The organism is Dokdonella sp. (genome assembly GCF_035511235.1).
Lineage (GTDB): Bacteria > Pseudomonadota > Gammaproteobacteria > Xanthomonadales > Rhodanobacteraceae > Dokdonella.
Map to the genome: position 1 here is coordinate 30,679 of NZ_DATKFQ010000035.1, position 23,731 is coordinate 54,409.

The 23,731-nt window shown below is 67.3% G+C and carries 22 protein-coding genes and 1 pseudogene; 5 read left to right on the forward strand and 18 right to left on the reverse strand.

Features of this window, described 5'->3' with window-relative positions:
* Positions 1 to 15: 15 nt before the first annotated feature.
* From VMR06_RS14415 to VMR06_RS14480, 14 genes are all read right to left on the reverse strand, one after another.
* Positions 16 to 552 carry a hypothetical protein gene (locus VMR06_RS14415; protein WP_325377498.1) on the reverse strand — a complete coding sequence of 179 codons (537 nt, stop codon included), beginning with the start codon at positions 550 to 552 and terminating at the stop codon, positions 16 to 18.
* 130 nt (positions 553 to 682) lie between these two features.
* Positions 683 to 1,105: a F0F1 ATP synthase subunit epsilon gene (locus VMR06_RS14420; RefSeq protein WP_325377500.1), complete on the reverse strand. Its 423-nt coding sequence runs from the start codon at positions 1,103 to 1,105 to the stop codon at positions 683 to 685.
* Between the two features lie 14 nt (positions 1,106 to 1,119).
* Entirely contained in the window at positions 1,120 to 2,529 is a 1,410-nt protein-coding gene (atpD, locus tag VMR06_RS14425) for a F0F1 ATP synthase subunit beta (protein WP_325377502.1), read from the reverse strand.
* Positions 2,530 to 2,824: 295 nt separating this feature from the next.
* Positions 2,825 to 3,688 carry a F0F1 ATP synthase subunit gamma gene (gene atpG / locus VMR06_RS14430; RefSeq protein WP_325377504.1) on the reverse strand — a complete coding sequence of 288 codons (864 nt, stop codon included), beginning with the start codon at positions 3,686 to 3,688 and terminating at the stop codon, positions 2,825 to 2,827.
* Between the two features lie 56 nt (positions 3,689 to 3,744).
* Positions 3,745 to 5,292, reverse strand: coding sequence for a F0F1 ATP synthase subunit alpha (gene atpA / locus VMR06_RS14435; protein ID WP_325377506.1), 1,548 nt, complete (start codon positions 5,290 to 5,292; stop codon positions 3,745 to 3,747).
* 45 nt (positions 5,293 to 5,337) lie between these two features.
* On the reverse strand, positions 5,338 to 5,871 hold the full coding sequence (locus VMR06_RS14440) for a F0F1 ATP synthase subunit delta (RefSeq protein ID WP_325377508.1): 534 nt from the start codon (positions 5,869 to 5,871) through the stop codon (positions 5,338 to 5,340).
* 4 nt (positions 5,872 to 5,875) lie between these two features.
* Positions 5,876 to 6,346, reverse strand: coding sequence for a F0F1 ATP synthase subunit B (locus VMR06_RS14445; protein WP_325377510.1), 471 nt, complete (start codon positions 6,344 to 6,346; stop codon positions 5,876 to 5,878).
* A gap of 87 nt (positions 6,347 to 6,433) precedes the next feature.
* Complete coding sequence (gene atpE, locus VMR06_RS14450; RefSeq protein ID WP_325377512.1) at positions 6,434 to 6,706, reverse strand: F0F1 ATP synthase subunit C; 273 nt, start codon at positions 6,704 to 6,706, stop codon at positions 6,434 to 6,436.
* A 70-nt stretch (positions 6,707 to 6,776) separates the two neighbouring features.
* Positions 6,777 to 7,598: a F0F1 ATP synthase subunit A gene (atpB, locus tag VMR06_RS14455; RefSeq protein ID WP_325377514.1), complete on the reverse strand. Its 822-nt coding sequence runs from the start codon at positions 7,596 to 7,598 to the stop codon at positions 6,777 to 6,779.
* A gap of 19 nt (positions 7,599 to 7,617) precedes the next feature.
* Entirely contained in the window at positions 7,618 to 7,986 is a 369-nt protein-coding gene (locus tag VMR06_RS14460) for an ATP synthase subunit I (RefSeq protein WP_325377516.1), read from the reverse strand.
* A gap of 234 nt (positions 7,987 to 8,220) precedes the next feature.
* Positions 8,221 to 8,835: a hypothetical protein gene (locus tag VMR06_RS14465; protein ID WP_325377518.1), complete on the reverse strand. Its 615-nt coding sequence runs from the start codon at positions 8,833 to 8,835 to the stop codon at positions 8,221 to 8,223.
* 74 nt (positions 8,836 to 8,909) lie between these two features.
* Positions 8,910 to 9,662 carry a response regulator transcription factor gene (locus VMR06_RS14470; RefSeq protein WP_325377520.1) on the reverse strand — a complete coding sequence of 251 codons (753 nt, stop codon included), beginning with the start codon at positions 9,660 to 9,662 and terminating at the stop codon, positions 8,910 to 8,912.
* Between the two features lie 143 nt (positions 9,663 to 9,805).
* On the reverse strand, positions 9,806 to 10,315 hold the full coding sequence (gene xrtH / locus VMR06_RS14475) for an exosortase H (RefSeq protein WP_325377522.1): 510 nt from the start codon (positions 10,313 to 10,315) through the stop codon (positions 9,806 to 9,808).
* A 252-nt stretch (positions 10,316 to 10,567) separates the two neighbouring features.
* Positions 10,568 to 10,888: a hypothetical protein gene (locus VMR06_RS14480; RefSeq protein WP_325377524.1), complete on the reverse strand. Its 321-nt coding sequence runs from the start codon at positions 10,886 to 10,888 to the stop codon at positions 10,568 to 10,570.
* A 168-nt stretch (positions 10,889 to 11,056) separates the two neighbouring features.
* Between VMR06_RS14480 and VMR06_RS18225 the strand changes: the two are divergent.
* The 3 genes and pseudogenes from VMR06_RS18225 to aroB all read left to right on the forward strand — a co-directional run bounded on the left by VMR06_RS18225 (position 11,057) and on the right by aroB (position 14,029).
* Positions 11,057 to 11,987: pseudogene (locus VMR06_RS18225) on the forward strand (IS5 family transposase).
* A gap of 399 nt (positions 11,988 to 12,386) precedes the next feature.
* On the forward strand, positions 12,387 to 12,938 hold the full coding sequence (locus VMR06_RS14495) for a shikimate kinase (RefSeq protein WP_325377530.1): 552 nt from the start codon (positions 12,387 to 12,389) through the stop codon (positions 12,936 to 12,938).
* A complete protein-coding gene (aroB, locus tag VMR06_RS14500) occupies positions 12,935 to 14,029 on the forward strand; it encodes a 3-dehydroquinate synthase (protein ID WP_325377532.1) in 1,095 nt (364 codons plus the stop codon). Before VMR06_RS14495 ends, aroB begins: the two co-directional genes overlap by 4 nt.
* Positions 14,030 to 14,226: 197 nt before the next feature.
* Here the strand turns inward: aroB and VMR06_RS14505 are convergent, their stop codons facing one another.
* Positions 14,227 to 17,175 (reverse strand): TonB-dependent receptor plug domain-containing protein, encoded by a 2,949-nt coding sequence (locus VMR06_RS14505; RefSeq protein ID WP_325377534.1) that lies wholly within the window; start codon positions 17,173 to 17,175, stop codon positions 14,227 to 14,229.
* A gap of 378 nt (positions 17,176 to 17,553) precedes the next feature.
* On the opposite strand from VMR06_RS14505, the gene coaE reads away from it, so the two are divergent.
* Positions 17,554 to 18,183, forward strand: coding sequence for a dephospho-CoA kinase (gene coaE / locus VMR06_RS14510; RefSeq protein WP_325377536.1), 630 nt, complete (start codon positions 17,554 to 17,556; stop codon positions 18,181 to 18,183).
* A gap of 143 nt (positions 18,184 to 18,326) precedes the next feature.
* On the opposite strand, the gene VMR06_RS14515 is transcribed toward coaE, so the two are convergent.
* The 3 genes from VMR06_RS14515 to VMR06_RS14525 form a co-directional block, all read right to left on the reverse strand.
* Positions 18,327 to 19,274, reverse strand: coding sequence for a Nudix family hydrolase (locus VMR06_RS14515; protein WP_325377538.1), 948 nt, complete (start codon positions 19,272 to 19,274; stop codon positions 18,327 to 18,329).
* 39 nt (positions 19,275 to 19,313) lie between these two features.
* Positions 19,314 to 22,049 carry a preprotein translocase subunit SecA gene (secA, locus tag VMR06_RS14520; protein ID WP_325377540.1) on the reverse strand — a complete coding sequence of 912 codons (2,736 nt, stop codon included), beginning with the start codon at positions 22,047 to 22,049 and terminating at the stop codon, positions 19,314 to 19,316.
* A 197-nt stretch (positions 22,050 to 22,246) separates the two neighbouring features.
* Positions 22,247 to 23,188 (reverse strand): M23 family metallopeptidase, encoded by a 942-nt coding sequence (locus VMR06_RS14525; RefSeq protein ID WP_325377542.1) that lies wholly within the window; start codon positions 23,186 to 23,188, stop codon positions 22,247 to 22,249.
* 27 nt (positions 23,189 to 23,215) lie between these two features.
* Between VMR06_RS14525 and VMR06_RS14530 the strand changes: the two genes are divergently transcribed.
* Positions 23,216 to 23,671 carry a DciA family protein gene (locus VMR06_RS14530; RefSeq protein ID WP_325377544.1) on the forward strand — a complete coding sequence of 152 codons (456 nt, stop codon included), beginning with the start codon at positions 23,216 to 23,218 and terminating at the stop codon, positions 23,669 to 23,671.
* The last annotated feature ends 60 nt before the right edge of the window (positions 23,672 to 23,731 follow it).

Here is a 23,731-nt window from a genome sequence, read left to right on the forward strand (position 1 = left end):
GTGCGATCGGCGACGTTACCGCAAATCGGCCGGCTGCACCGGCGCCGCCGGTGCATCGGCGCCGGCCGCCGTGCCGGCATCGACGATCGGACGCCCGTCGACCTGGCGGAACGCGAAGCGGTAGTCGAGATGGAACGGCAGGGCCCGCGTCCGGGGCAGGTACTCGATCTCGACGTCGCCGTCGGGCAGGCGCCGCCGCTCCTCGACCGCGCGCGTCTCGGTCAGCGGGCTGAAGCGCCAGCGCGCACAGGCGGCGCGCACGGCGTCCAGGAACGCATCGCCGGCCGCGTCCGGATCGAGCGCGCGGACCTCGGCGACCCGGCCCTGCGCGTCGACGATCAGCCGGACGCGCACGATGCGCAGCGCCAGACGCTGCGCGAGCAGGTCGGCCGGATAGACCGGCAAAGCGTTCTCGGCCGAGGGCTGCGGCTGCGCGTAGGTGGCGCCCTCGCTGACCGGGTAGCGATCGGCCGACGCCGCCACGATCGGCTGCGCGTCGACCTCGCCGGCCGGCGGCGGCGCCTGCGTCGGGACGCTGCGGCAGGCCGCCAAGGCCAGCAGCAGCGTCAGGCCGGCGATGCGTCGCCGGCCGGTCCGGCCTGCGCGGATACGACAACGCCGGCACGAGGCCGGCGTTGTCGTTTGCCACCCTGTGGTCGCAGGGAACATCGTCGGTGATCGATCAGTGCCTGAGGCTGCGCCGCAGCTGTTCGAGCGCCTGCAGCTGGGCCACCGCCTGCGCGAGCTGAGCCTGCGCCTCGGCGATCTCCATCGCGCCGTTGCGGTCGGCCAGTGCACGCTCGGCCTCTTCCTTGGCCTTGCGCGCGGCCGCCTCGTCGAGGTCGGCGGCGCGGGCGGCCGTGTCGGCCAGGATCGTCACCAGTTCCGGCTGCACCTCGAGGATGCCGCCGGAAACGTAGAAGAACTGCTCTTCGCCGTTCTCGCGCTGCACCCGGACCTGGCCCGGGCGCAGACGCGTGATCAACGGCGCGTGCCGCGGCGCGATGCCGAGCTCGCCCATCTCGCCGGACGCCACGACCAGGGTCGCATCGCCGGCGAAGATCTCGCTCTCGGCACTGACGATTTCGCAGCGAATCGTACTCATGTCGCCTCCCCGCCTCAGGCGGCCTTCTTCGCCATCTCGTTGGCCTTCGCGATGGCCTCGTCGATGCCGCCGACCATGTAGAACGCCTGCTCCGGCAGATGGTCGACTTCACCCTCGATGATCATCTTGAAGCCGCGGATCGTCTCCTTCAGCGAGACGTACTTGCCGGGCGAACCAGTGAACACCTCGGCGACGTGGAACGGCTGCGAGAAGAAGCGCTCGCACTTGCGCGCGCGATAGACGGTCTGCTTGTCCTCCTCGGACAGCTCGTCCATGCCAAGGATCGCGATGATGTCCTTGAGCTCCTTGTAGCGCTGCAGCGTGCCCTGCACCTTGCGCGCGACGTCGTAGTGCTCGTGGCCGATGACGTTGGGGTCGAGCTGGCGGCTGGTCGAGTCGAGCGGATCGACCGCCGGATAGATGCCGAGCGAGGCGATGTTGCGCGACAGCGTCACCGTCGAGTCCAGATGCGCGAACGTCGTCGCCGGCGACGGGTCGGTCAGGTCGTCGGCCGGCACGTAGACCGCCTGGATCGACGTGATCGAACCGGTCTTGGTCGAGGTGATGCGCTCCTGCAGCACGCCCATTTCCTCGGCCAGCGTCGGCTGGTAGCCCACCGCCGACGGCATGCGGCCGAGCAGCGCGGACACCTCGGTACCGGCCAGCGTGTAGCGGTAGATGTTGTCGACGAACAGCAGCACGTCCTTGCCCTTGCCCGAGGCGTCCTTCTCGTCGCGGAAGTACTCGGCCATCGTCAGGCCGGTCAGCGCGACACGCAGACGGTTGCCCGGCGGCTCGTTCATCTGGCCGTAGACCATCGCCACCTTGTCCAGGACGTTGGAGTCCTTCATCTCGTGGTAGAAGTCGTTGCCTTCGCGGGTGCGCTCGCCGACGCCCGCGAACACCGACAGACCGGCGTGCTGCTTGGCGATGTTGTTGATCAGCTCCATCATGTTGACGGTCTTGCCGACGCCGGCGCCGCCGAAAAGGCCGACCTTGCCGCCCTTGGCGAACGGGCAGACCAGGTCGATGACCTTGATGCCGGTCTCGAGCAGTTCGTTGGCCGCGGCCTGCTCGGCGTAGGACGGGGCCGGGCGGTGGATCACCCACTGCTCCTGCTCGCCGATCGGGCCGGCTTCGTCGATCGGGTTGCCGAGCACGTCCATGATGCGGCCCAGCGTCTCCTTGCCGACCGGCACCTTGATGCCTTCGCCGGTATTGGTCGCGACCAGGCCGCGCTTGAGGCCGTCGGTCGAACCCAGCGCGATCGTGCGGACGATGCCGTCGCCGAGCTGCTGCTGGACTTCGAGCGTGATCGCCGTGCCGTCCACCTTGAGCGCGTCGTACACCTTCGGCACGGCATCGCGCGGGAATTCGACGTCGATGACGGCGCCGATGATTTGTACGACTTTGCCCTGGCTCATGACTTCGCTCCGAATGACTCTTCTAGGTTCATGTGAGCGCCGCCTGGGCGTCGCTCCAATCCGACAGTGCGACCACGGATGGTCACTTTTTGACTCTCGCGATCAGGGATGATCGCCCCGACTGCTCACGGCCACGGATGGCCGCTTCTTGATTCTCGCGATCACGGATGATCGCTCCAACTGCTCACGACCACGGATGGTCGCTTTTTGACTCTCGCGATCAGGGATGATCGCCCCGACTGCTCACGGCCACGGATGGCCGCTTCTCGATCTTCGCGATCACCGACGATCGCACTCAGACGGCCGCTGCACCGCCGACGATCTCCGAGATTTCCTGGGTGATCGCGGCCTGGCGCGCCTTGTTGTAGACCAGCGTCAGCGAACCGATCGCCTTGGTCGCGTTGTCCGAGGCGCTCTTCATCGCGACCATGCGCGCGGCGTGCTCGCTGGCGAGGTTCTCCAGCACCGCCTGATAGACCAGCGACTCGACGTAGCGGACCATGACGTGGTCGAGCACGGTCGGCGCGTCGGGCTCGTAGATGTAGTCCCACTGATGCTTGGCGGTCAGGTCGTCCGACGGCGGCAGCGGCAGCAGCTGGTCGATCACCGCGCGCTGCGTCATCGTGTTGACGAAGTTGCTGTAGACCAGGTTGAGGCGGTCGATCCGGCCCTCGGTATAGGCGTCGAGCATGACCTTGATCACGCCGATCAGATCGGCGATCTGCGGCTTCTCGCCCAGATGCGTCACGCTGCCGACCATGTTGACCCTGAGCCGGCGGAAGAACGCCAGTGCCTTGTTGCCGATGCACACGACATCGACCGCGACGCCCTTGCTCTCCCACTCGCGCAGGTCCGCCAGCACGCGGCGGAACATGTTCGAGTTGAGGCCGCCGGCCAGGCCGCGATCGCTCGAGACGATGATGTAGCCGACCCGCTTGATCTCGCCGCGCTCGACCATGAACGGGTGGCGGTAGTCGACGTTGGCCTGGGCGATGTGGCCGACCAGGGTCCGCATCAGTCGCGCGTACGGGCGCGAAGCCTTCATCAGATCCTGCGCCTTGCGGATCTTCGAGGCCGAGACCATCTCCAGCGCGCGCGTCACCTTGCGGGTGTTCTGCACGCTCTTGATCTTGGTTTTGATTTCGCGTCCGCCGGCCACGTCTACCTCTCAGAACGTTCGATGTGCGTTGGATCGATGCGCGCGCGAGCGCGCGATCACCAGCTGCCCGTCTTCTTGAACTCTTCGATGCCCTTCTTGAAGCTGGCCTCGAAGTCGCCGTTCCAGTCGCCGGTCTGGACGATCTTGGTCATCAGATCGCCGTAGTTGGCGTGGAAGTGCGCGTGCAGCGCCTTCTCGAACGGCAGGATCTCGGCAACCTTCAGATCGTCCAGATAGCCCTTCTCGGCCGCATAGACCGACAGGGCCAGTTCTGCGATCGACAGCGGCGCGTACTGCTTCTGCTTCATCAGCTCGGTCACGCGCTGGCCGCGCTCGAGCTGGGCGCGGGTCGCCGCGTCGAGGTCCGAGGCGAACTGCGCGAACGCGGCCAGCTCGCGGAACTGCGCGAGCGCCAGCTTCACGCCGCCGGACAGCTTCTTGACGATCTTGGTCTGGGCCGCGCCGCCGACGCGAGACACCGACACGCCGGCATTCACGGCCGGACGGATGCCGGCGTTGAACAGGTCGGTCTCGAGGAAGATCTGGCCGTCGGTGATCGAGATCACGTTGGTCGGCACGAACGCCGAGACGTCGCCGGCCTGGGTCTCGATGATCGGCAGCGCGGTCAGCGAGCCGGTCTGGCCCTTGACGGCGCCGTTGGTGTGCTTCTCGACGTACTCCTCCGAGACGCGCGCGGCGCGCTCGAGCAGACGCGAGTGCAGATAGAACACGTCGCCCGGATAGGCCTCGCGGCCCGGCGGGCGGCGCAGCAGCAGCGAGATCTGGCGGTAGGCCCAGGCCTGCTTGGTCAGGTCGTCGTAGACGATCAGTGCGTCTTCGCCGATGTCACGGAAGTACTCGCCCATCGCGCAGCCCGAGTACGGCGCGATGTACTGCATCGCGGCCGACTCGGACGCCGAGGCGGCGACGATGATCGTGTGATCGAGCGCACCGTGCTCCTCGAGCTTGCGCACGACGTTGGCGATCGAGCTCTGCTTCTGGCCGATCGCGACGTAGATGCATTTGATGCCCGAGCCCTTCTGGTTGATGATCGCGTCGACGGCCAGGGCGGTCTTGCCGGTCTGGCGGTCGCCGATGATCAGCTCGCGCTGGCCGCGGCCGACCGGGATCATCGAGTCGACCGACTTGTAGCCGGTCTGCACCGGCTGGTCGACCGACTTGCGCCAGATCACGCCCGGCGCGACCTTCTCGATCGGCGAGGTCTGCGTGGCGTTGATCGGACCCTTGCCGTCGATCGGGTTGCCGAGCGCGTCGACCACGCGGCCGAGCAGCTCGCGGCCGACCGGCACTTCGAGGATGCGGCCGGTGGTCTTGGCGGTGTCGCCCTCGCGCAGGTGCTCGTAGTCGCCGAGCACGACCGCGCCGACCGAGTCGCGCTCGAGGTTCAGCGCCAGCGCGAACGTGTTGCCCGGCAGCTCGATCATCTCGCCCGACATCACGTCGTTCAGGCCGTGCACGCGCACGATGCCGTCGGACACGCTGGTCAGCGTGCCTTCGTTGCGCGCCTCGGCGCCGAGCTTGAACTTCTCGATGCGGCTCTTGATGAGCTCGCTGATTTCCGACGGGTTGATCTGGGTAGCCATGGTCGTTTCCGTATGGGGCGGGCTGTCGTCCGCCTGCAAGTTCGATTAGTGGGTCAGTGCCTGCTCGAGGCGGGCGAGACGTCCGCGCACGGAACCGTCGATCACCACGTCGCCGGCATCGATCACCGCGCCGCCGAGAATCGCCGGATCGATCGCCTGCTCCAGCTCGATGTCGCGGCCGAAGCGGCGCTTGAGCGCGTCCTTGAGCTTGTCGGCCTCGCCCGCGGCGATCGGCGCCGCGGCGCGCACGCGCACCTTGAGCACGCGTTCGGCCTCGTGCTTGAGCGCCTCGAACAGCGCACCGATCTCCGGCAGCACCGGCAGGCGGCCGTTCTCGACCAGCAGCCGCAGGAAGGCTGCGAATGCCGAGTCGGCCGGCTCGCCCTCGGGCAGGAACAGCGCGACGAAGTCGTCCTCGCCGATGCGCGGATCGCCAAGCAAGGCCGCGACGCGCGGATCGGCGGCGACCTGCGCGGCGAAGCCCAGACGCCGGGCCCAGTCGCCGAGGGCGCCGCCGTCGCGCGCCAGCTCGAACGCCGCGCGCGCGTAGGGCCGGGCCAGGGTCAGTGCACTGGACATGGGATCAGATCTCGGCGACGAGCTCGTCGATCAGGGCCTTGTGGGCGCCGGCATCGATTTCGCGGTGGAGAATCTTCTCGGCGCCGGCGACCGCCAGCGACGCGACCTTGCCGCGCAGTTCCTCGCGGGCCTTGTGCGCCATCGACTCGATCTCGGCAGCGGCGATCGCCTTCTGCTTGGTCGCCTCGACGATCGCGTCCTGCTTGGCCTTCTCGACGATCGCCGTGGCCTGCTGATGGGCACGCTCGATGATCGTGCCGGCCTCGACGCGCGCGGCCTTGATCTCCTCGGCGACGCGTGCGTCGGCGTCGGCGAGCTCCTTGCGCGCGCGATCGGCCGCGGCCAGGCCTTCGGCGATCTTCTTCTGGCGTTCTTCGAGCGCCGCATTGAGCGGTGGCCAGATGAACTTCATCGTGAACCAGACGAGGATCGCGAATGAAAGGATCTGACCGAAGAATGTCATGTTGAGATTCATGACGGGTCCTCGACGTAGATGTGACGCCGGCCCTCGCAGGAGGACCGGCGACGGCTGGCCGCGCCCGCAGGCGCAGCCAGGATCGGCTTACAGGCGCGAGGTGATCGCGCCGATCAGCGGGTTGGAGACCGCGAAGAACAGCGCGACCGCCAGACCGATGATGAACGCCGCGTCGATCAGGCCGGCCAGCAGGAACATGCGACCCTGCAGCATCGGCACCAGCTCCGGCTGGCGAGCCGCCGACTCGAGGAACTTCGAACCCATGATGGCAATGCCCAGGCAGGCACCGAGGGCGCCCAGGCCGATGATGATGCCGATGGCGATCGCGGTCAGGCTCTGGACTTGTGCGATGAATTCCATGATGTTCTCCGGGTATGGCAGGTGAAGGTGGACAGGAAAGGGTGACTCGGGGGAAACGGTGGACCGGCCGTCAATGGCCTTCGCGGGCGCCTGCGATGTAGACGACCGTGAGGATCATGAAGATGTAGGCCTGCAGCAGGATGATCAGGATGTGGAAGATCGCCCAGGCCGCATTGGCGAGCACGCCCGGACCGAACGAGATCCAGCTGCCGAGCAGGCCGGCGATCAGCATGAAGACGAGCTCGCCGCCGTACATGTTGCCGAACAGTCGCATCGCCAGCGAGATCGGCTTGACCAGCCACTCGATGATGTTCATCGCCAGGTTGACCGGCGCCAGTACGATCGCCATGAAGCCGTGCGCATGGAACGGCGCGGTCAGCAGCTCCTTGCCGAAGCCGAGGCCGCCCTTGGCCGCCAGCGCATGACCGATCAGGATGAAGAATACCGACACCGACAGCGCGAACGTGGTGTTCATGTCGGCGGTCGGGACCAGGCGGAAATAGGTGTGATGCGCCACTTCGGCGCCGGCCGTGCTGTGAACCAGCCAGCCCGGCAGATCGAGCGGCAGCAGGTCCATCGTGTTCATGAAGACGATCCAGATGAAGATCGTCAGCGCCAGCGGCGTGACCGAGCGGCGGTCGCCGTGGAACGTGTCGCGGACCTGGCCATCGATGAATTCGAGGATGATCTCGACGAAGGCCTGGCCCTTGGACGGCACGCCCGAGGTCGCCTTGCGCGCGGCGAGGCCGAACCACAGCAGGAACAGCAGGCCGAGCACCAGCGACACCAGCCAGGTATCGAGGTTGAAGCCGGAGCCGATCTCGACCACGTTGTGGGTCAGATGGTGTCCGATGTACTCGTTCAGACCGCCCGATTGCGCTTCGCTGGCCACGTCGACTCCGTCAAAACCGTCAATGTCTGAAAAGCAGACCACCCAATTGGGACACCAATGCGACGAGTACGCCGATCAGCACGCCCAGCGGCGGGAACAGGCCCGACCCGATCGCGAACACCAGCGCCAGACCGATCCAGACCCATTTGATGACCTGGCCGAGCACGATCGCACCGAGCGCAGCGGTCGGCGCCATCACGCGCCTGCCGAACGCCCGCCTTGCCGCCAGCCAGTATCCCGATGCGATGATGATCCCGCCGACCAGCACCGCCGATGCCGCCGGAGCGCCCCACCCAAGTGCGCACAGCGCCGCCACGACGGTCGCGCCGATCTGGACCAGCGTGGTGCGAACCGCCACCCGCCAACCGAAGGCGATGGAATTGCGCACTGCGGCACCTGATCGGAAGCGTACGTGGAAACGGCTGCGGCGACAGGCGAACGCGCCCCACCAAAGCCTGAAGATTTTAGCCTTGGCAGTGCTTGAGCCGCAACCGGAGGCGCGGTCCTGGTCCGGTGGCCCGACCGCCTATTCCGGCCCGGACCCGGCGCGGGGCGGCCGATCCGGGCCGCGAGAGGATGCCGGGCCGCGGGCTGCGCGCAAATGCCGCACCCCGGCGTCCGGTCAGTGCAGGGAATCGGACGCCGGCGCGCGCGGTGTCAACGGATCGGCCGGGGTGCCGGCGACCTGCCAGAGGGCTTCGAGATAGCCGCTGCCGAAGCCGATCGAGCCGATCGCCTCGAACTCGTAGGCGCCGGTATCGGGGTACCAGCTCGCGTTCGGATCGATCTCGCGCAGCACCAGCGCATCGGACTCGACGTCGACGAGCTGGCCGACGTAGCTGATCTCGCCCTCCTCGTCCTCGACCATGTTGATCGACAGCAGCGGCGCGCAGGCCGCCGCGGAACGCGCGATGCCGACCCAGTCCTCGAGCCTGAAGCCGTCCGGCACGCTGAGCTGCTCGCCGCGCAGCGCGAGCGCCTTGAGGACGAACTCGGCCGCGGGATCGTTCTCGACGAGGCTCAAGTCGGTGATCGCAACGGCCAGATAGCCGTCGAAGCGCAGCGCGTCGCCGATTTCGGCGATCAGACAGAAGTCGCGCGACAGGCCGATCACGAAGCCGTGGATCACGCCGGGATGGATGCGCTCACGCTGGAAGCGCATCGGGATGCGGTTCTCCAGCCCTTCGCGCAGCGCCGCGCGGATGCCGCGGGCTTTGAAGGGGACGACGGTGTTCATGCGGCTATGGTGGGACCAACGGCGCCCCGGTGCAAGCCGCGGCCGCCCCCGGCGCGGGCCGCGGCGGATGCCGCTCAGGTGCGCTCGAGGCGGTAGCCGTGCTGATAGATCGCGGTCAGCCGCCAGCCGTGCTCGCCGCCGAGTGCGAGCTTCTTGCGCAGACGGCTCACGTGGGTGTCGACGGTGCGCGTGGAGACCTGGGCGCTCATGTTCCAGACGTTCTCGAGTAGCGCGTCGCGGCTGACGATGCGGCCGAGCCGGCGGAACAGGAATGCCGCCAAGTCGAACTCGCGCTGGGTCAGATCGATGTCGCGCCCGTCCAGGCAGGCCTTGCGGCGCTTGAGGTCGATCAGATACGGCGGATTGTCGATCCTCTCGGCCGCGTCGGCTTCGGACCCGACCCCGCCCCTGCGCAAGGCCGCGGCGACCCGCGCCAGCAGCTCCAGCCGCTTGGGCGGCTTGATCACGTAGTCGTCGCCGCCGCTCGCCAGGCCCCGGACCAGATCCTCTTCGGCGGAACGCGCCGTCAGGAAGATCACCGGCAGCTCGGCGTGGATCGAGACGCGCAGCCATTCGACCACGTCGATGCCGGTCGCATCCGGCAGCATCCAGTCCAGCAGCAGCAGGTCGATGCCGGCCGAGCCGTGCTTGCGCCGGTACTCGGTGGCGTTCCCGAACAGCCGCACCGCGTAGCCGGCCTCCTGCAGCCAGTGGGCGACCAGCGCGGCCTGGTCCGGGTCGTCCTCGAGCACGCCGACGACGATGTCGCGCCTGATCGACGCAGAACCGCCCGCCGACGGGCGCAGGCTGCGAGTGGGCTCGGTCATTCGGTGAGGACGTCCATCGCTCCGGGGCGTACCACTCGACCATGGCGGGCGGCGTCAGTCAATCCCGCCGCGGCACAAACCGGCTGCAGGTCTCGATCCCGCGCCGCGGACACCGCCCCTCCGGTCGCGGCCGGGCCTGTCCGCTACGCCGGCGCGGCAGCCGGAGCCGGACGCACCGCGCGCGGCATGTAGCGCAGCCAGACCAGGAACACGACCAGCGCGTCGAGCACGATCAGCGCCTGCCACAGATACAGATGGAACCATTCGAACCACAGCTGGCTCCACTGGCCGAGGTAGAACAGGCTGATGATGCGCACCAGATTGAGCGCCTGGATCGCCAGGAAGCCCAGGCCGATGCCGATCAGCCGGTAACGCCACGGCGCCGGGAACGCGATGATCGCCGAGACCAGGATGATGACCGCTTCCAGGCCGTTGCAGCCGCGCTCGATGCTGATCGCAAAGCCGTTGGACGCGCTGCGGATGACGTTGCCGGTGGCGGTGGCATCGGCGTCGAACAGCTGGATCAGCCAGACGCTGATGTCGGCCAGCAGCGCGGTGAACGGCAGGATCACGTGACGCTCGACCGGCTCGATCAGATCGAGCGGAAACAGGATGCCCACGCAGAGCAGGAAGACGAGAACGAATCTGAGCATGGGCCAAGTCTAGCAGTGCGAGGGCGACGTCTCGCGGACGCCCACTGCCCTTCGCTTCCGCCCGGAGTCAGCGCGCGATCCCTGCATACCCAACGCGCCCGTGGAAGAGCGTTGCGGTTCGGATTCAGAATCGGCACATGTCGCAAATTGGGAACGCGGCACCGTTTATGACGAAATGTCAGATCGACAGCCCCGCACATTGGGCGGGGCTAACAGCCCCGCCCGGGAACGAGCTCACCTATCGATGAGCCGTCAGTTACAGACTGCGCTGGAGTCCGAACCGATCAGGTTATCGAGCCCATCGTATACCGAAACACTGATATAGCCGGTGGGAAACAAGGGGCTGGGACAAGTGAACGCGCAGTACCAATCGCCGGTACCGCAGAGCGACGGGAAATTTACGGCGCCCGATGGCCAGCTCACCCATTCATACCGAACAGGGGGCGTGGGAAACCCCAGAATATCCGCATAGCACACGCCCGAATAGCACTGAAAGTCCAATGTCTGGGCGCGCGCTGCTGCGCCACTACCAAATCCCACAATCGCCAGAGCAATCATTGCCAAGAGCTTCATGAGTATCTCCATTCATTGATGCGATAGGGCTAATCGATGCTCCACACCATGTAGAGCATCCATACTTTATAACAAATTATACTTTGTTACAAAGCATACAAGGACATGTCTAAAACGCCATCCGCATCGTATCCTTCGGTCCTCGCATCGCACTGAGGAGCCAAGCCGATGATCAGCCTGTTCGCGGGGGCGGAGCGCAATGCCGAGCGCGATCGCCTGGGTGATCCGCTGCAGGTGCTGAGTGATCACATCGACTTCGCAGCGCTGGCCAGAGCGGTGGACGCCAAGCTGGTGATCGGTGACCGTGGCCGCGGCGGCTGGCCGCCGTATCTGACCGAGCTGATGATCCGGCTGCTGGTCCTGCAGCAGTTGTACAACCTGTCGGACGAGGCACTGGAGTATCAAGTGCTGGACCGGTCGAGCTTTTTCAGCGATTTGTCGGCCTGGAGCACAGCGGGCGCGTGCCCGATGCCAAGACGCTGTGGGTGTGGCGCGAGCGGCTGAAGAAGCAGGATCTGATCGGAGACATCAGCGAAGCGGTCGGCCGGCAACTGTCGAAGGCGGGCTTCATCGCCCGAGGCTGCCAGATCATCGATGCCAGCATCGTGACCGTGCCGACTCAGCGCAACCGGCGCGAAGAGAACGAGACGATCGCGCAGGGCCAGGCGCCGGAAGACTGGAGCGGAGCGAAGCGGGCGCGGAAGGACATCGATGCGCGCTGGACGCACAAGCACGGCAAGAGCTACTACGGTTACAAGCTGCATGCGAACGCGGATCGGCGCCGGGGCTTCATCCGCCGCCTGGAGGTCACGCCGGCTTCGGTGAACGACACGATGATGTTCGAGGCGATCGTGGATGAGACGAACACGAGCCGGGACGTGTATGCCGACCGCGGCTACGCCAAAGGGGCTTGCGAGTTCGCGCTGCGCGAGCAGGGCGCGCGTTTGGCGAGCACCCGTTTGCAAGGCTGGCGCAAATGGGCGGCAAGTCGTTACGCACCATCGGCCTGATGCGAGCCAGGGCGGTGATCGAGCTGAAGGTGATCACACATAACCTGAATCTGGCGCGCTTGCAGAAACGAGGCATCCTCCCGGCTTGAGGCAATCGGATGACGTCAAACAGTGGCTCGCCCCATCCATCATGTGCCGGTCTCTCCCGGCCGAAGGCGTTGTCCGACGACGACGGCGCTCACTTCTGAAGCGCAAATCCTGGAAAGGGTGTTATTCGAGGTGCCCATAAGCCGGTGACCGTCGATCATACGTTGTCCAGTTGAACAGTCGATTTGCACTCCGGACCGATCTGATGTGACGGACCTGAAGACTCCGCTCCGCAAGGACGTCCGCATCGCGGCGTCGGATCCCGTGAAGCCCGATGCACAGGGCGATTCAACCTGGTTGCGGCAGCATCTGCCTCCGGCCTCCTGCCGGCTTGTCCGAATGCTCGATCTACCCAAGTGACGGTCAGCATTCATTCGTCGCCTACGGTACGATCTCCGGCCATGAATCCCGCGCCCAACCTGTTCCTGGTCGGCCCGATGGGCGCCGGCAAGTCGACGATCGGCCGGGCACTCGCGGCCGCGCTCGAGCTGCCGTTCGTCGATCTCGATCACGAGATCGAGCAGCGCACCGGCGCAGCGATATCGCTGATCTTCGACCTCGAGGGCGAAGCCGGCTTCCGCGCGCGCGAAAGCGCGCTGCTGCGCGAGCGGGCCGCCTGCAGTGGCATCGTGCTGGCGACCGGCGGCGGCGCCGTCCTGGCACCCGAGAACCGGCAGGTGCTGCGCGAGCGCGGATTCGTCGTCTGGCTCGGCGCCGATGTCGATACCCAGCTCTCGCGCCTCGCCCATGACCGCAAGCGGCCGCTGCTGGCGACGCCCGACCGGCGGCGCACGCTGCAGGATCTCGCGCGCGTACGCGATCCACTGTACGCCGAGATCGCCGATCTGCACCTGTCCTCGACCGGCCGCGGCTACGGCGCGCAACTGGTCGCCGACCTGGTCGAGCGCGTCCAGGCCGCCTGGTTGCGCCTGCCGCAGGCAGCCTCGGCATGAGCGCGCCGCTGGAGGTGCGGGTCGCGCTCGGCGACCGCGGCTATCCGATCCGGATCGGCCGCGGCCTGCTCGGCGAGCCGGCGCACTGGCGCGGCGCGCTGCGCGGCCGTCAGGCGCTGATCGTCACCGACGACATCGTCGGGGCGCATTATCTGGATCCGATCATCGGCGCGCTCGACGGGCTCGGCGGGCTCGATCACGCCAGCATCACGATTCCCGCCGGCGAGGCCCACAAGACGCTCGACCAGGTCGAGCGTGTGTTCGACGCGCTCGCCGCGATGCGCGCCAATCGCGACGTCACGCTGATCGCGCTCGGCGGCGGCGTGATCGGCGACCTCGCCGGCTTCGCCGCGGCCTGCTGGATGCGCGGTGTCGGCTTCGTGCAGATGCCGACCACGCTGCTGGCGATGGTCGATTCGTCGGTCGGCGGCAAGACCGGCGTGAACCTGCCGGCCGGCAAGAATCTGGTCGGCGCGTTCCATCAGCCACGCTGCGTGATCGCCGATACCGCCACGCTCGACACCCTGCCGCCGCGCGAGTACCGCTCCGGTCTCGCCGAAGTCGTCAAGTACGGCGCGATCGGCGATCGGGCGTTCTTCGAGTGGCTCGAGGCGCGAACCGACGCGCTGATCGCGCGCGAGCCGGCCGTGCTGGCCGAGGCGATCGCGGTCAGTTGCCGCAACAAGGCCGCGATCGTCGAACGCGACGAGCGCGAGGACGGCGAGCGCGCGCTGCTGAACTTCGGTCACACCTTCGGCCATGCACTCGAGACCGAGGCCGGCTACGGCTGCCTGCTGCACGGCGAAGCGGTCGCGATCGGAATGGTGATGGCGGCGCGGCTTTCCGCGCGCATCGCCGGTGCATCCGTGGCCGACGCCGAGCGGCTCGAGGCACTGCTCGAGAAGCTCGATCTTCCGACCCGCCTGCCCGCTGCGATCGCCCCCGGACGCCTGCTCGACCCGATGCGTCTGGACAAGAAGAATCTCGATGGCCGTCTGCGCCTGATCCTCTGGAAGCGGCTCGGCGAGGCCCGGGCCGACTTCGTCGACGCCGACCGCATCGCGGCGTTCCTGTCGTCGCCGACCGGCTGAGCGGCCGGAAAAGAGCCTGTGGCCGATCGGCAGTCCTGAGCGGCCGGCGCGCGGCTGCGCGAGCGCCGCCGGGCGAGAGGCCTCACGTCGGCACTGGGGACGTCGCCGTATCCATGGTCCAAACGCTCGAAGCCGGACGGACAAAAAAAAGACGGCCCCGAAAGGGGCCGTCCAAGTGCAGCGTACAGAGCTTCTTATCAGAAGCGCTGCTGGTACTTCAGGTAGTAGAAGCGACCGATGTCGAAGCCGCCGTAGTACGAGAACTGGCTGTTCGGGTTCGAGTACATGAACGGACCGCGGTGATCGAAGGCGTTGTTCGCGCCGACCGAGATCGTGCCGTTCCACGGAGCGGTCCAACGGACCTGGAGGTCGTGGAAGGTGTTCGAGCCGGTACGGTTGACCGGATCGGACACGAACTCGACCTGGCCGCCCAGCGAGTCGTACGACGGATAGCCGTAATCCGGATCGTTACACTCCGGACCACCGCTGACCGCGTCATACACGCAGCTTTCCTTCATGCCCGAGTAGTAGCGCATGCCCCAGGTCGCGCCGAAGTCGCCCAGGCTCCAGTCCAGCGTCAGGTTCGACTTGGTGCGGAACTGACTGCCCCAGCCGGTGCCGTTGAACGGAATCTCCGGGGTGCCCGGCTCGGTCTTGCTCTTCCAGTAGGAAACGTACGAGGTCTCCCAGGTGATCATGAAGCGGCCGAACGAGAACTCCGGCAGGCGGTAGCGAACGCCGAAGTCGTAGCCTTCGGTCTCGATCCAGCCGAGGTTGCGCGTACCGAAGACCAGCGAGGTAATCGCGCCGGTGACCGGGTCACGCGTGAAGTTCTGGCAACGGCTGGCGATGCCGCGATCGTAGCAGTCCGACAGGATCGCGCCCACCGAGTCGCTGCTGACCAGGTTGTCGATCTTGATGCGGTACCAGTCCAGCGTGATGTCCAGGCCCTGGATGTAGCTCGGGCTGTAGACCGCGCCCAGCGTCTTGCTGACCGAGGTTTCCGGCTGCAGGAACGGGTTGGCGCCGCCGAGGAACGGATAGTTGGTCTGACACGGGAAGCTCGCGCACGGCGCGCCGCCCTGGCCGATCTGCACGTAGTCCGCCGGCACACCCGGCTGGCCACCGAAGCCGCCGAAGCAGCGCGTCGCGGTGCCACCTTCCGGCGGACGGCCGGCGACGACCGAGCACGGGTCGGTGTAGTACGCATAGGTCGCGCTGAGGTCGCCGTACAGGTCACCGATGGTCGGCGCACGGAAGCCTTCCGCGTAGGTACCACGGATCAGCAGGTCGTCGATCGGCTTCCACTTCAGGCCGAACTTGCCGTTGGTCGTCTTGCCGAACGTGTTGAAGTCCGAGCGGCGGCCAGCGACGTTGAACGACAGCTCGCGGAACGCCGGAATGTCCTTGAGCACCGGCACGTCGAGCTCGAGGTAGTATTCCTTGACGTTGTAACCGCCGCCCCGGCCGCCGATGGCGAGCTCGGTGGTCAGGCCGGCCGCGGTCATCGCGTCCGGATTGAAGTCGCCTTCCTCACGGCGGTACTCGTAACCGGCCGCGAACGACAGGTCACCAGCCGGCAGCGTGAACAGGGCGCCGGTCAGGTTGGCCGTGTAGTTGATGGTCTTGGAGCCACCGGTCGAGGTCGTCGGCGCGATCAGGAAGTCCTGGACGGCCTGGTCGCCGAGCGAGTTCTCGAGGCCGCTGCCGTACGGCGCCAGCGGGTTCCACGGCGTGCACTCGTCGAGCGCGATCGGGTTGTCCGGCGTGCCGCACTGGATGATGCCGTTGTCGTTGCGGAACGACGGGCCGACTGCAGCGGCGATGTTGGCGACGTTGTAGTTGCCGGTACCGGTACGGACGAAGTCGTTCTTGTTGTAGAAGTAGCCGACGTCCCAGTTCCACGAGTGGTCGCCGACGTCGAACCAGCCCTCGAAGCCGCCGGTGAAGCGGTAGGTGCTGAGCTCGCTCCAGGTCGTGCGCGGCACTTCCCAGCCGCGACGCGTCCAGTTGACCTGGGTCGGATTCTCGTAGCCGTGCCAACTGCCCAGCGGGTTGAAGTAGCTGTCGATCGACATCGGCGCGCCGACGGCGGCGCTCTGCAGCGGATAGCCGGCGACCTGGTTGGTCGTCTCACGCTTGTTGTACAGCACGTCCGAACGGAACGTGATGTTGTCGGTGAGGTTGAACGTGCCGGCGACGAACACCGAGGTACGCTCCATGCCCGACAGCAGGTTCATCTGCTCGTTCGAGTTGGCGTAATCGGAATCCCAGCCGTCGGTCGTCGGCGTACGGACGCGACGGAAATTGCTGAAGTCGTACGGATCCCCGTTGAAGCCGGGACCGAGGGTCCAGTTACCAGCACCGGCCGAGCCTGGCGGAAGCAACGTGCCCCACTGGCTGACTGCACTCCAGCCCTGACCCGGATGGAGCGGCTGCGGCGTCTCGGAGAACCAGCGGTCCTTCGCCCAGACCGGATCTTCCTTCGCGTACGACACGCTCATCGTGACCGAGCTGCGCTCGCCGGTCGAACCGATCGTGAAGTCGTACTGCTGACGCTCGCCGTCGTCCTCGTCGTACTGACCGAGATAGACGTTGACTTCCGCGCCTTCGAAGCGCGAACGCGTGATGATGTTGATGACGCCCGCGATGGCGTCCGAACCGTAGACCGACGAGGCGCCGTCCTTCAGGATGTCGATGCGCTCGATGATGCCGACCGGGATCGTGGCGATGTCCTGGTAGCCTTCGGAGTTCGCGCCGAGGCGCTTGCCGTTGACGAGGACGAGGGTGCGCTCCGGACCGAGGTCACGCAGGTCGATGTACGAACCGCCCGCGCTCTCGTTCGCGGCCAGAGCCTGCGAGCGACTGAACGCCGGCGAGCCAGCGGACGTCACGTTCAACAGGATGTCGGCGACCGAGCTGAAGCCCTGCTTCTCGATCTGGGCGCGGTCGATCGTCAGAACCGGCTGAGCGGTCTCGACGTCGGCCTTGCGGATGCGCGAACCGGTGACGACGATCGTCTCCAGCTTGTCTGCACCGGCGTCCTGCGCGAACACAGGGCTTCCGGTCAGACCGACCGCGGTCGCCGCACCCGCATAGAGTGCGAAGCGAACGGCCTTGAAAAGCTCGTTGCTGTTCAATCTCATTTTGTCACTCTCCAACGTCAGAGTTTTGTTGCCACGGTTCGGGGGCTGTTCAGGCCCCAGCCATCCAAAAAAGCTCGCGAGGCCCGCCTGAGCCTTCGGTGGTAGGCGATGCTAACAACAATTTTACGGCAAGGGAACCCCTCGACAACCTTTGTCGGCACGTCGCGCGAAACTCGTTTATCCAATATTTTTCAATTGCTTAGCGCGTGAGACGCGTTTTCGTTCGAGCGCCGGGACGTGGTGCGCCGCACCGAAACCACCGAGTGCGCTGAACATCGGCTGATGCGTTCACGCGATCGCGGGCGACCCGTTTCGTTCAGCTTCGGTGGTGTCGGAGGCGGACTTTGCGATCGTCTCGGCGAGCGCCGATCATGCGGCATGGACACCTCTCCTTCCGATCCCCTCCTCGTCGCGCTGACCGGTGGTATCGCGTCCGGCAAGTCGACCGTCGCGGACCGCTTCGCGGCGCTCGGCGTGCCGGTTCTCGACGCCGACGTGGTCGCGCGCGAACTGGTCGAACCGCCGAGCACGGCGCTCGAGGCGATCGTCGGCCGATTCGGCACAGGGGTGCTGCAGCCCGACGGACGCCTCGACCGCCGCCGTCTGCGCGAACGGATCTTTGCCGATCCGGCCGAACGCCTCGCGCTGGAAGCGATCCTGCATCCGGCGATCCGCCACACGCTGCGCGATCGTGCGATCGCGCTGCCGGACGCGTACGGCCTGATCGCGATTCCGCTGCTGAACGAGGCGAGCGGCTACGACTGGGTCGACCGCGTGCTGGTCGTCGACGCGCCGCGTGCCGTGCAGCTCGAGCGCCTGGTGCGCCGCGACGGCCTCTCGCCGGCGCTGGCCGAATCGATGCTCGACGCGCAGCTCGGCCGCGAACGACGTCTCGCGCTCGCCGACGACGTGATCGACAACACCGGAACGCCTGCGGAGCTCGACGCCCAGGTGCATCGTCTGCACGCGCGCTACCTCGAACTGGCCACCGGCGCACATCGCGCCTGACCCGGGGGCGGACGCGATCCGCCATCGTCGAACTCCGCGTCGCTGCCATGCGCGCCGCGGCGTTCGCGTCGATCGCCATGCGCGAGCCTGCGCCGGTCCGGCTCGTACCGTGGCCGGACGACGGATCGCCGCCCGGCGCGCGACTAGGCCAGAGGACCGCGTATCGCCGCGACGCCCTGCCCGCCGGCCGCACGCGCGGCCTCGACGTCGTCCGCATCGAGCCCGCCCAACGCATAGATCGGCAGCGCGAACTCCTGCGCGAGCGCCGCGAAGCGCTGCCAGCCGAGCGGCGCGGCAAGCGGATGACTGGCGGTCTCGCGCACCGGCGAGAGCGTCGCGAAATCGGCACCGATGCGTTCGGCATGGGCCAGCTCGTCGGCACGATGGCAGGACACGGCCACCCACTTGTCGGCCGGAAGCGGCCGGCGCTCGAGCGCCGCGGCGATCCGCGCCGGCAGATGGACGCCGTCCAGGCCGAGTACCGTCGCCAGTTGCCAGTCGGCATGCAGCAACAGGCGCGCGCCGGCGGCCCGGCAGTGATCGCGCAGCGTGCGCGCGATCGCGGCCAGCCGGTCGCGTGTCCAGTCGGGCAGGCGCAGCTGGACCAGGCGAATACCGCTTTCGAGCGCGCGGCGCACGCCGCTGACGACGGCGTCGGCCTGATCGGCCGGCAACGCCGGCGTGATCAGATAACGCTCCGGCAGGCGCAGGGCGGCGATGACCGGCCGGTCGGCTTCGGGCATCGGCAGATCCGGCAGCGCGGCGGGTGCAACCCAGGCCAGCGACTGGCCTTCGCAAGCCTGCGGCCGCCCGTCGTGGCGGACCACGTCCCAGACATCGAGCACGATGCGCTTCTCGGGGTAGCGGTGCGGCACCGTGATCAGCGGGTGGGCCGCCTCGACGACGATACCGATTTCCTCGCGCAGCTCGCGCCGCAACGCGTCCAGGCGCGCTTCGCCGGCTTCGAGCTTGCCGCCCGGAAACTCCCACAGTCCGGCCAGATGGGTGCCGGGGCGGCGCTGGGCGACCAGGACCCGCCCGTGCGGGCTGCGCACGACGCCGGCGACGACGTGAACGAACGGACTGCTCATCGCCGATCGGTCAGACGCGCCGCCACGGGTTGCCGCTCGTCAGGTCAGACGGCCGTGGCACTGCTTGTACTTGCGTCCGCTGCCGCACGGACACGGGTCGTTGCGGCCGACCTTCGGAGCCTCGCGCAGGATCTGCGCCGGCGCCGGCGTGGCGAACGCAGCAGCCTCGCCCTCGCCCGCGGCTTCCTCGCCCATGCGCTCGGCATCGGCGTGCTGGAACTGCATCGCGCGCGCCTGTGCCTCGGCCTGGCGCTGCTGCTGCTGTTCCATCGCCTGCACTTCCTCTTCGGTGCGGATCCGCACCCGCGCGAGCACCTGGACCAGCTCGAGCTTGATCTTCTCGAGCATCTGCTGGAACAGCGCGAAGGCCTCGCGCTTGAACTCCTGCTTGGGCTGCTTCTGCGCGTAGCCGCGCAGGTGGATGCCCTGGCGCATGTAGTCCATGCTGGCCAGGTGCTCCTTCCAGGCATTGTCGAGCACGGTCAGCATGACGTGCTTCTCGAGCTGGCGCATGACGTCCGAGCCGAGCATCGCCTCCTTCTCGCGGAACAGCCGGTCGACATGGTCGAGCACGTGCTGCAGGACTCCGTCGGCATCGATCTCCTCCTGCTCCTCGACCCAGCGCACCAGGTCCACGCGCAGGCCGAGCTCGGACTCCAGCTCCTTCTCCAGACCGGGCAGGTTCCACTGTTCGTCGACCGAATGGGCCGGTACGAAGCGCCCGACGAACTCGGTCAGCGTGTCGGTGCGGATCGCGGCGACCGTCTGCGCGACGCTGTCGCTGTCGAGCAGCTCGTTGCGCTGCTCGTAGATGACCTTGCGCTGGTCGTTGGCGGTGTCGTCGTATTCGAGCAGCTGCTTGCGGATGTCGAAGTTGTGGGCCTCGACCTTGCGCTGCGCCTTCTCGATCTGGCGGCTGACCATGCGGTCCTGGATCGCGTCCTCTTCCTTCATGCCGAACATGCGCATCAGGCGGCTGACGCCCTCGCCCATGAAGATGCGCAGCAGATTGTCCTCGAGCGAGAGGTAGAAGCGGCTCGAGCCGGCGTCGCCCTGGCGGCCCGAACGGCCGCGCAGCTGGTTGTCGATGCGCCGCGACTCGTGACGCTCGGTGCCGATGATGCGCAGGCCGCCGAGCGCGAGCACCTCGTCGTGGCGGCGCTTCCACTCGGCCTTGACCTGTTCGCGCTGCGCCTCGGTCGCATCCTCGGGCAGCGCCGCGAGCTCGGCCTCGAGATTGCCGCCGAGCACGATGTCGGTACCGCGGCCGGCCATGTTGGTCGCGATCGTGACCGCGCCGGGGCGGCCGGCCTGGGCGACGATCTGCGCTTCGCGTTCGTGCTGCTTCGCGTTCAGCACCTCGTGCGGGATGCCGGCCTGGCGCAGCAGGTTGTCGAGGTATTCCGAAGCCTCGATCGAGGCGGTGCCGACCAGCACCGGCTGACCGCGCTGCTGGCATTCCTTGATGTCCTCGACGATGGCCTCGAACTTCTGCTTGGCCTTGAGGAAGATCACGTCCGCCTCGTCCTTGCGGATCATCGGGCGGTGGGTCGGGATCACGACGACTTCCAGCCCGTAGATCGACTGGAACTCGTAGGCTTCGGTATCGGCCGTACCGGTCATGCCGGCCAGCTTCTTGTACATGCGGAACAGGTTCTGGAACGTGATCGACGCCAGCGTCTGGTTCTCGCGCTGGATCGGCACGCCCTCCTTGGCCTCGACCGCCTGATGCAGGCCGTCGGACCAGCGCCGGCCCGGCAGCGTGCGGCCGGTGAACTCGTCGACGATCACGACCTCGCCGTCACGCACGATATATTCGACGTCGCGCTGGTACAGCGAGTGCGCGCGCAGCGCGGCGTTGAGATGATGGACCACGGCGAGGTTGGAGCCGTCGTAGAGGCTCTCGTCCTGGCCGATGATGCCGTCGCGGCGCAGCAGATCCTCGATGTGCTCCATGCCCGTCTCGGACAGGTGCACCTGCTTCTGCTTCTCGTCGACCCAGAAGTCGCCCTCGCCCTCTTCGGTGGCCTGGCGCGTCAGCTTCGGCACCAGCTTGTTGATCTTGACGTAGAGCTGCGGCGACTCGTCCGACGGCCCGGAAATGATCAGCGGCGTGCGCGCCTCGTCGATCAGGATCGAGTCGACCTCGTCGATGATCGCGTAGTGCAGACCGCGCTGGTAGCGCTGGTCCCTGCTGACCGCCATGTTGTCGCGCAGGTAGTCGAAGCCGAATTCGTTGTTGGTGCCGTAGGTGATGTCGGCCGCGTAGGCCGAGCGCTTGTTGGCGTGGTCCATGCCGGGCCAGACCACGCCCACCTGCATGCCGAGGAAGTTGTAGAGCCGCCCCATCCAGGCCGAGTCGCGCTTGGCCAGATAGTCGTTGACGGTGACGACGTGGACGCCCTTGCCCTCCAGCGCATTGAGATAGACCGGCAGCGTCGCGACCAGGGTCTTGCCCTCGCCGGTGCGCATCTCGGCGATCTTCCCGGAGTGCAGCACCATGCCGCCGATCAGCTGCACGTCGTAGTGGCGCAGGCCGAGGACGCGGCGCGAGGCCTCGCGGACCACCGCAAAGGCTTCCGGCAGCAGATCGTCGAGCTTGGTGCCCTCGGCCAGCCGCTGCTTGAACTCGTCGGTCTTGGCGCGCAGCGCGGCATCGTCGAGCGCCTGCATCTGCGGTTCCAGCGCGTTGATCTGCGCGACGCGGCGGCCGAGCTGGCGCAGCACGCGCTCGTTGCGGCTGCCAAAAATGCCGGTCAGGAGGGAGTTGAGCATCGTCGTCTTCGAATGGGAGCGGGAAAGCCGCCGGACGGGCGGGGCGGGCAAGCCGTCCATGATAAGGCGGCCTGCGGCGGATGACCAATCGGGGGTGGGGATCGGCCGCGTCCGTTTCAAGCGCGGCGCCGGCGCCCGCGGGCCCCGGGTTCTTCAGCGCCGGACGGCAGACCGGTCGCGGCGGACGGCCGCCGCGATCAAACGCGGCTGGCGCGGCTCGAGCGCACGTAGACGCCCGGATTGACCGGCCGGCCGTTCAGCCAGACCTCGAAATGGCAGTGCGGCCCGGTCGAACGACCGGTCGAGCCGACCTTGGCGACGACGTCGCCGATGTGCACCCGCGCGCCGGCCTCGACGACATTCCGGGAATTGTGCGCGTAGCGCGTCATGTAGCCGTTGCCGTGATCGATCTCGACGACGTTGCCGTAGCCGCTGCGCTGACCCGAATAGGTCACGACGCCTTCGGCCACCGCCATGATGTCCGAGCCGTACGGCACGTCGAAGTCGATGCCCAGATGGCTGCTGCGGTGACCGGTGATCGGATCGGCGCGCGTGCCGAAGCCGGACACGATGTAGCCGCCGTTGACCGGCCAGCCGGTCGGCAGCAGCGCATTGTCGATCTTCCGGTCGAGCAGCATGTTCTCGATCATGCCCAGCTGCGCCTCCTGGCGCTCGAACTCGGCCTTCAGGTTCTCGATGCCGGCATTGACCGGCGATGCCACGCTCGCCAGCAGCGGCGCCTCCTCCGGACCGCCGAGCGCAGGTGCGGCCGCGAAGTCGAACTCCCCGTCGTCGAGCTTGCCGACCTGGGTCAGGCGCTCGCCGAGCGCGTTGAGGCGCGTCGCCTGGGCCTGCAGCTGGCCGAGCTGCAGCGCCAGCGCGTCGAGGTCGCGGCCCGAATCGCGCGCGACGTCCTCCAGTGCCTCGCGCTGCGCGGCGATGACCTGGCGCATCTGCCGGATCTCGTCGAGCGCCTGCCCGCCGGCATCGACACTGACGCGCCCGAGCGCGAAGCCGCACCCGAGGACGAGCACCACGCCGGCGATCGCCAGCGCGACGCAGATGCCGCGTCCGCGCGGAGTCGACAGATCGATGTTGCGTGACGTCGCGCCGGCCTTGCCGAGGATTATGATGTTCATGAAAACCCGTGCCGAATTGGTCTCGCCATGCAACCGCCCCATCGCCGCCGCCACGCCACGACCGACGGTTTCTCGTCGGCGGCGGACTGCGTCGACCTCGGCACGCTGGCGCAACGGGCGCGCGCGCTGGAGGTCCTCGACGGGCGGCTGCGCCGCCTGTTGCCCGAAGCGCTCGCCCGCGAGTGTCGGCTCGCGGACGTCCGCAACGGACGCCTCGTCTTTCTGGCGAACAGTCCGACCTGGGCCGGCCGGCTGCGGCTGCACGAGGCAACCCTGCTGGCCGAGGCCCGTTCCGCCTGCGAAGGCCGGATCGAACGTTTCGCCGTGAAAGTGGCACACCGGCCGCCCGTTCCCCCGGAACCGGCCTGGCAGAAACCGCTTTCGACTGGTACCGCAAGACATCTGCGGGCAGCTGCGCGATCCATCGCGGACCCCGAATTGAAGGCCCTCTACCTCCGCCTCGCATCACTTGCCGGCGATTGAATCCCCTTGGCGTCGGCCCGGCCGGGGCGGCCGTTCGACGCTCGTGGCGGACGCCTGCTT

Coding starts and splice junctions, on each gene's coding strand:
- VMR06_RS14470 (WP_325377520.1), bottom strand. CDS start 9,662: ATGACCGAGCCCACTCGCAGCCTGCGCCCGTCGGCGGGCGGTTCTGCG.
- VMR06_RS14420 (WP_325377500.1), bottom strand. CDS start 1,105: ATGAGTACGATTCGCTGCGAAATCGTCAGTGCCGAGAGCGAGATCTTC.
- atpA (WP_325377506.1), bottom strand. CDS start 5,292: ATGGCTACCCAGATCAACCCGTCGGAAATCAGCGAGCTCATCAAGAGC.
- atpD (WP_325377502.1), bottom strand. CDS start 2,529: ATGAGCCAGGGCAAAGTCGTACAAATCATCGGCGCCGTCATCGACGTC.
- atpE (WP_325377512.1), bottom strand. CDS start 6,706: ATGGAATTCATCGCACAAGTCCAGAGCCTGACCGCGATCGCCATCGGC.
- VMR06_RS14515 (WP_325377538.1), bottom strand. CDS start 19,274: ATGAGCAGTCCGTTCGTTCACGTCGTCGCCGGCGTCGTGCGCAGCCCG.
- VMR06_RS14465 (WP_325377518.1), bottom strand. CDS start 8,835: ATGAACACCGTCGTCCCCTTCAAAGCCCGCGGCATCCGCGCGGCGCTG.
- VMR06_RS14505 (WP_325377534.1), bottom strand. CDS start 17,175: ATGAGATTGAACAGCAACGAGCTTTTCAAGGCCGTTCGCTTCGCACTC.
- xrtH (WP_325377522.1), bottom strand. CDS start 10,315: ATGCTCAGATTCGTTCTCGTCTTCCTGCTCTGCGTGGGCATCCTGTTT.
- VMR06_RS14440 (WP_325377508.1), bottom strand. CDS start 5,871: ATGTCCAGTGCACTGACCCTGGCCCGGCCCTACGCGCGCGCGGCGTTC.
- aroB (WP_325377532.1), top strand. CDS start 12,935: ATGAGCGCGCCGCTGGAGGTGCGGGTCGCGCTCGGCGACCGCGGCTAT.
- VMR06_RS14480 (WP_325377524.1), bottom strand. CDS start 10,888: ATGAAGCTCTTGGCAATGATTGCTCTGGCGATTGTGGGATTTGGTAGT.
- VMR06_RS14445 (WP_325377510.1), bottom strand. CDS start 6,346: ATGAATCTCAACATGACATTCTTCGGTCAGATCCTTTCATTCGCGATC.
- VMR06_RS14530 (WP_325377544.1), top strand. CDS start 23,216: ATGCAACCGCCCCATCGCCGCCGCCACGCCACGACCGACGGTTTCTCG.
- VMR06_RS14495 (WP_325377530.1), top strand. CDS start 12,387: ATGAATCCCGCGCCCAACCTGTTCCTGGTCGGCCCGATGGGCGCCGGC.
- VMR06_RS14525 (WP_325377542.1), bottom strand. CDS start 23,188: ATGAACATCATAATCCTCGGCAAGGCCGGCGCGACGTCACGCAACATC.
- secA (WP_325377540.1), bottom strand. CDS start 22,049: ATGCTCAACTCCCTCCTGACCGGCATTTTTGGCAGCCGCAACGAGCGC.
- coaE (WP_325377536.1), top strand. CDS start 17,554: ATGGACACCTCTCCTTCCGATCCCCTCCTCGTCGCGCTGACCGGTGGT.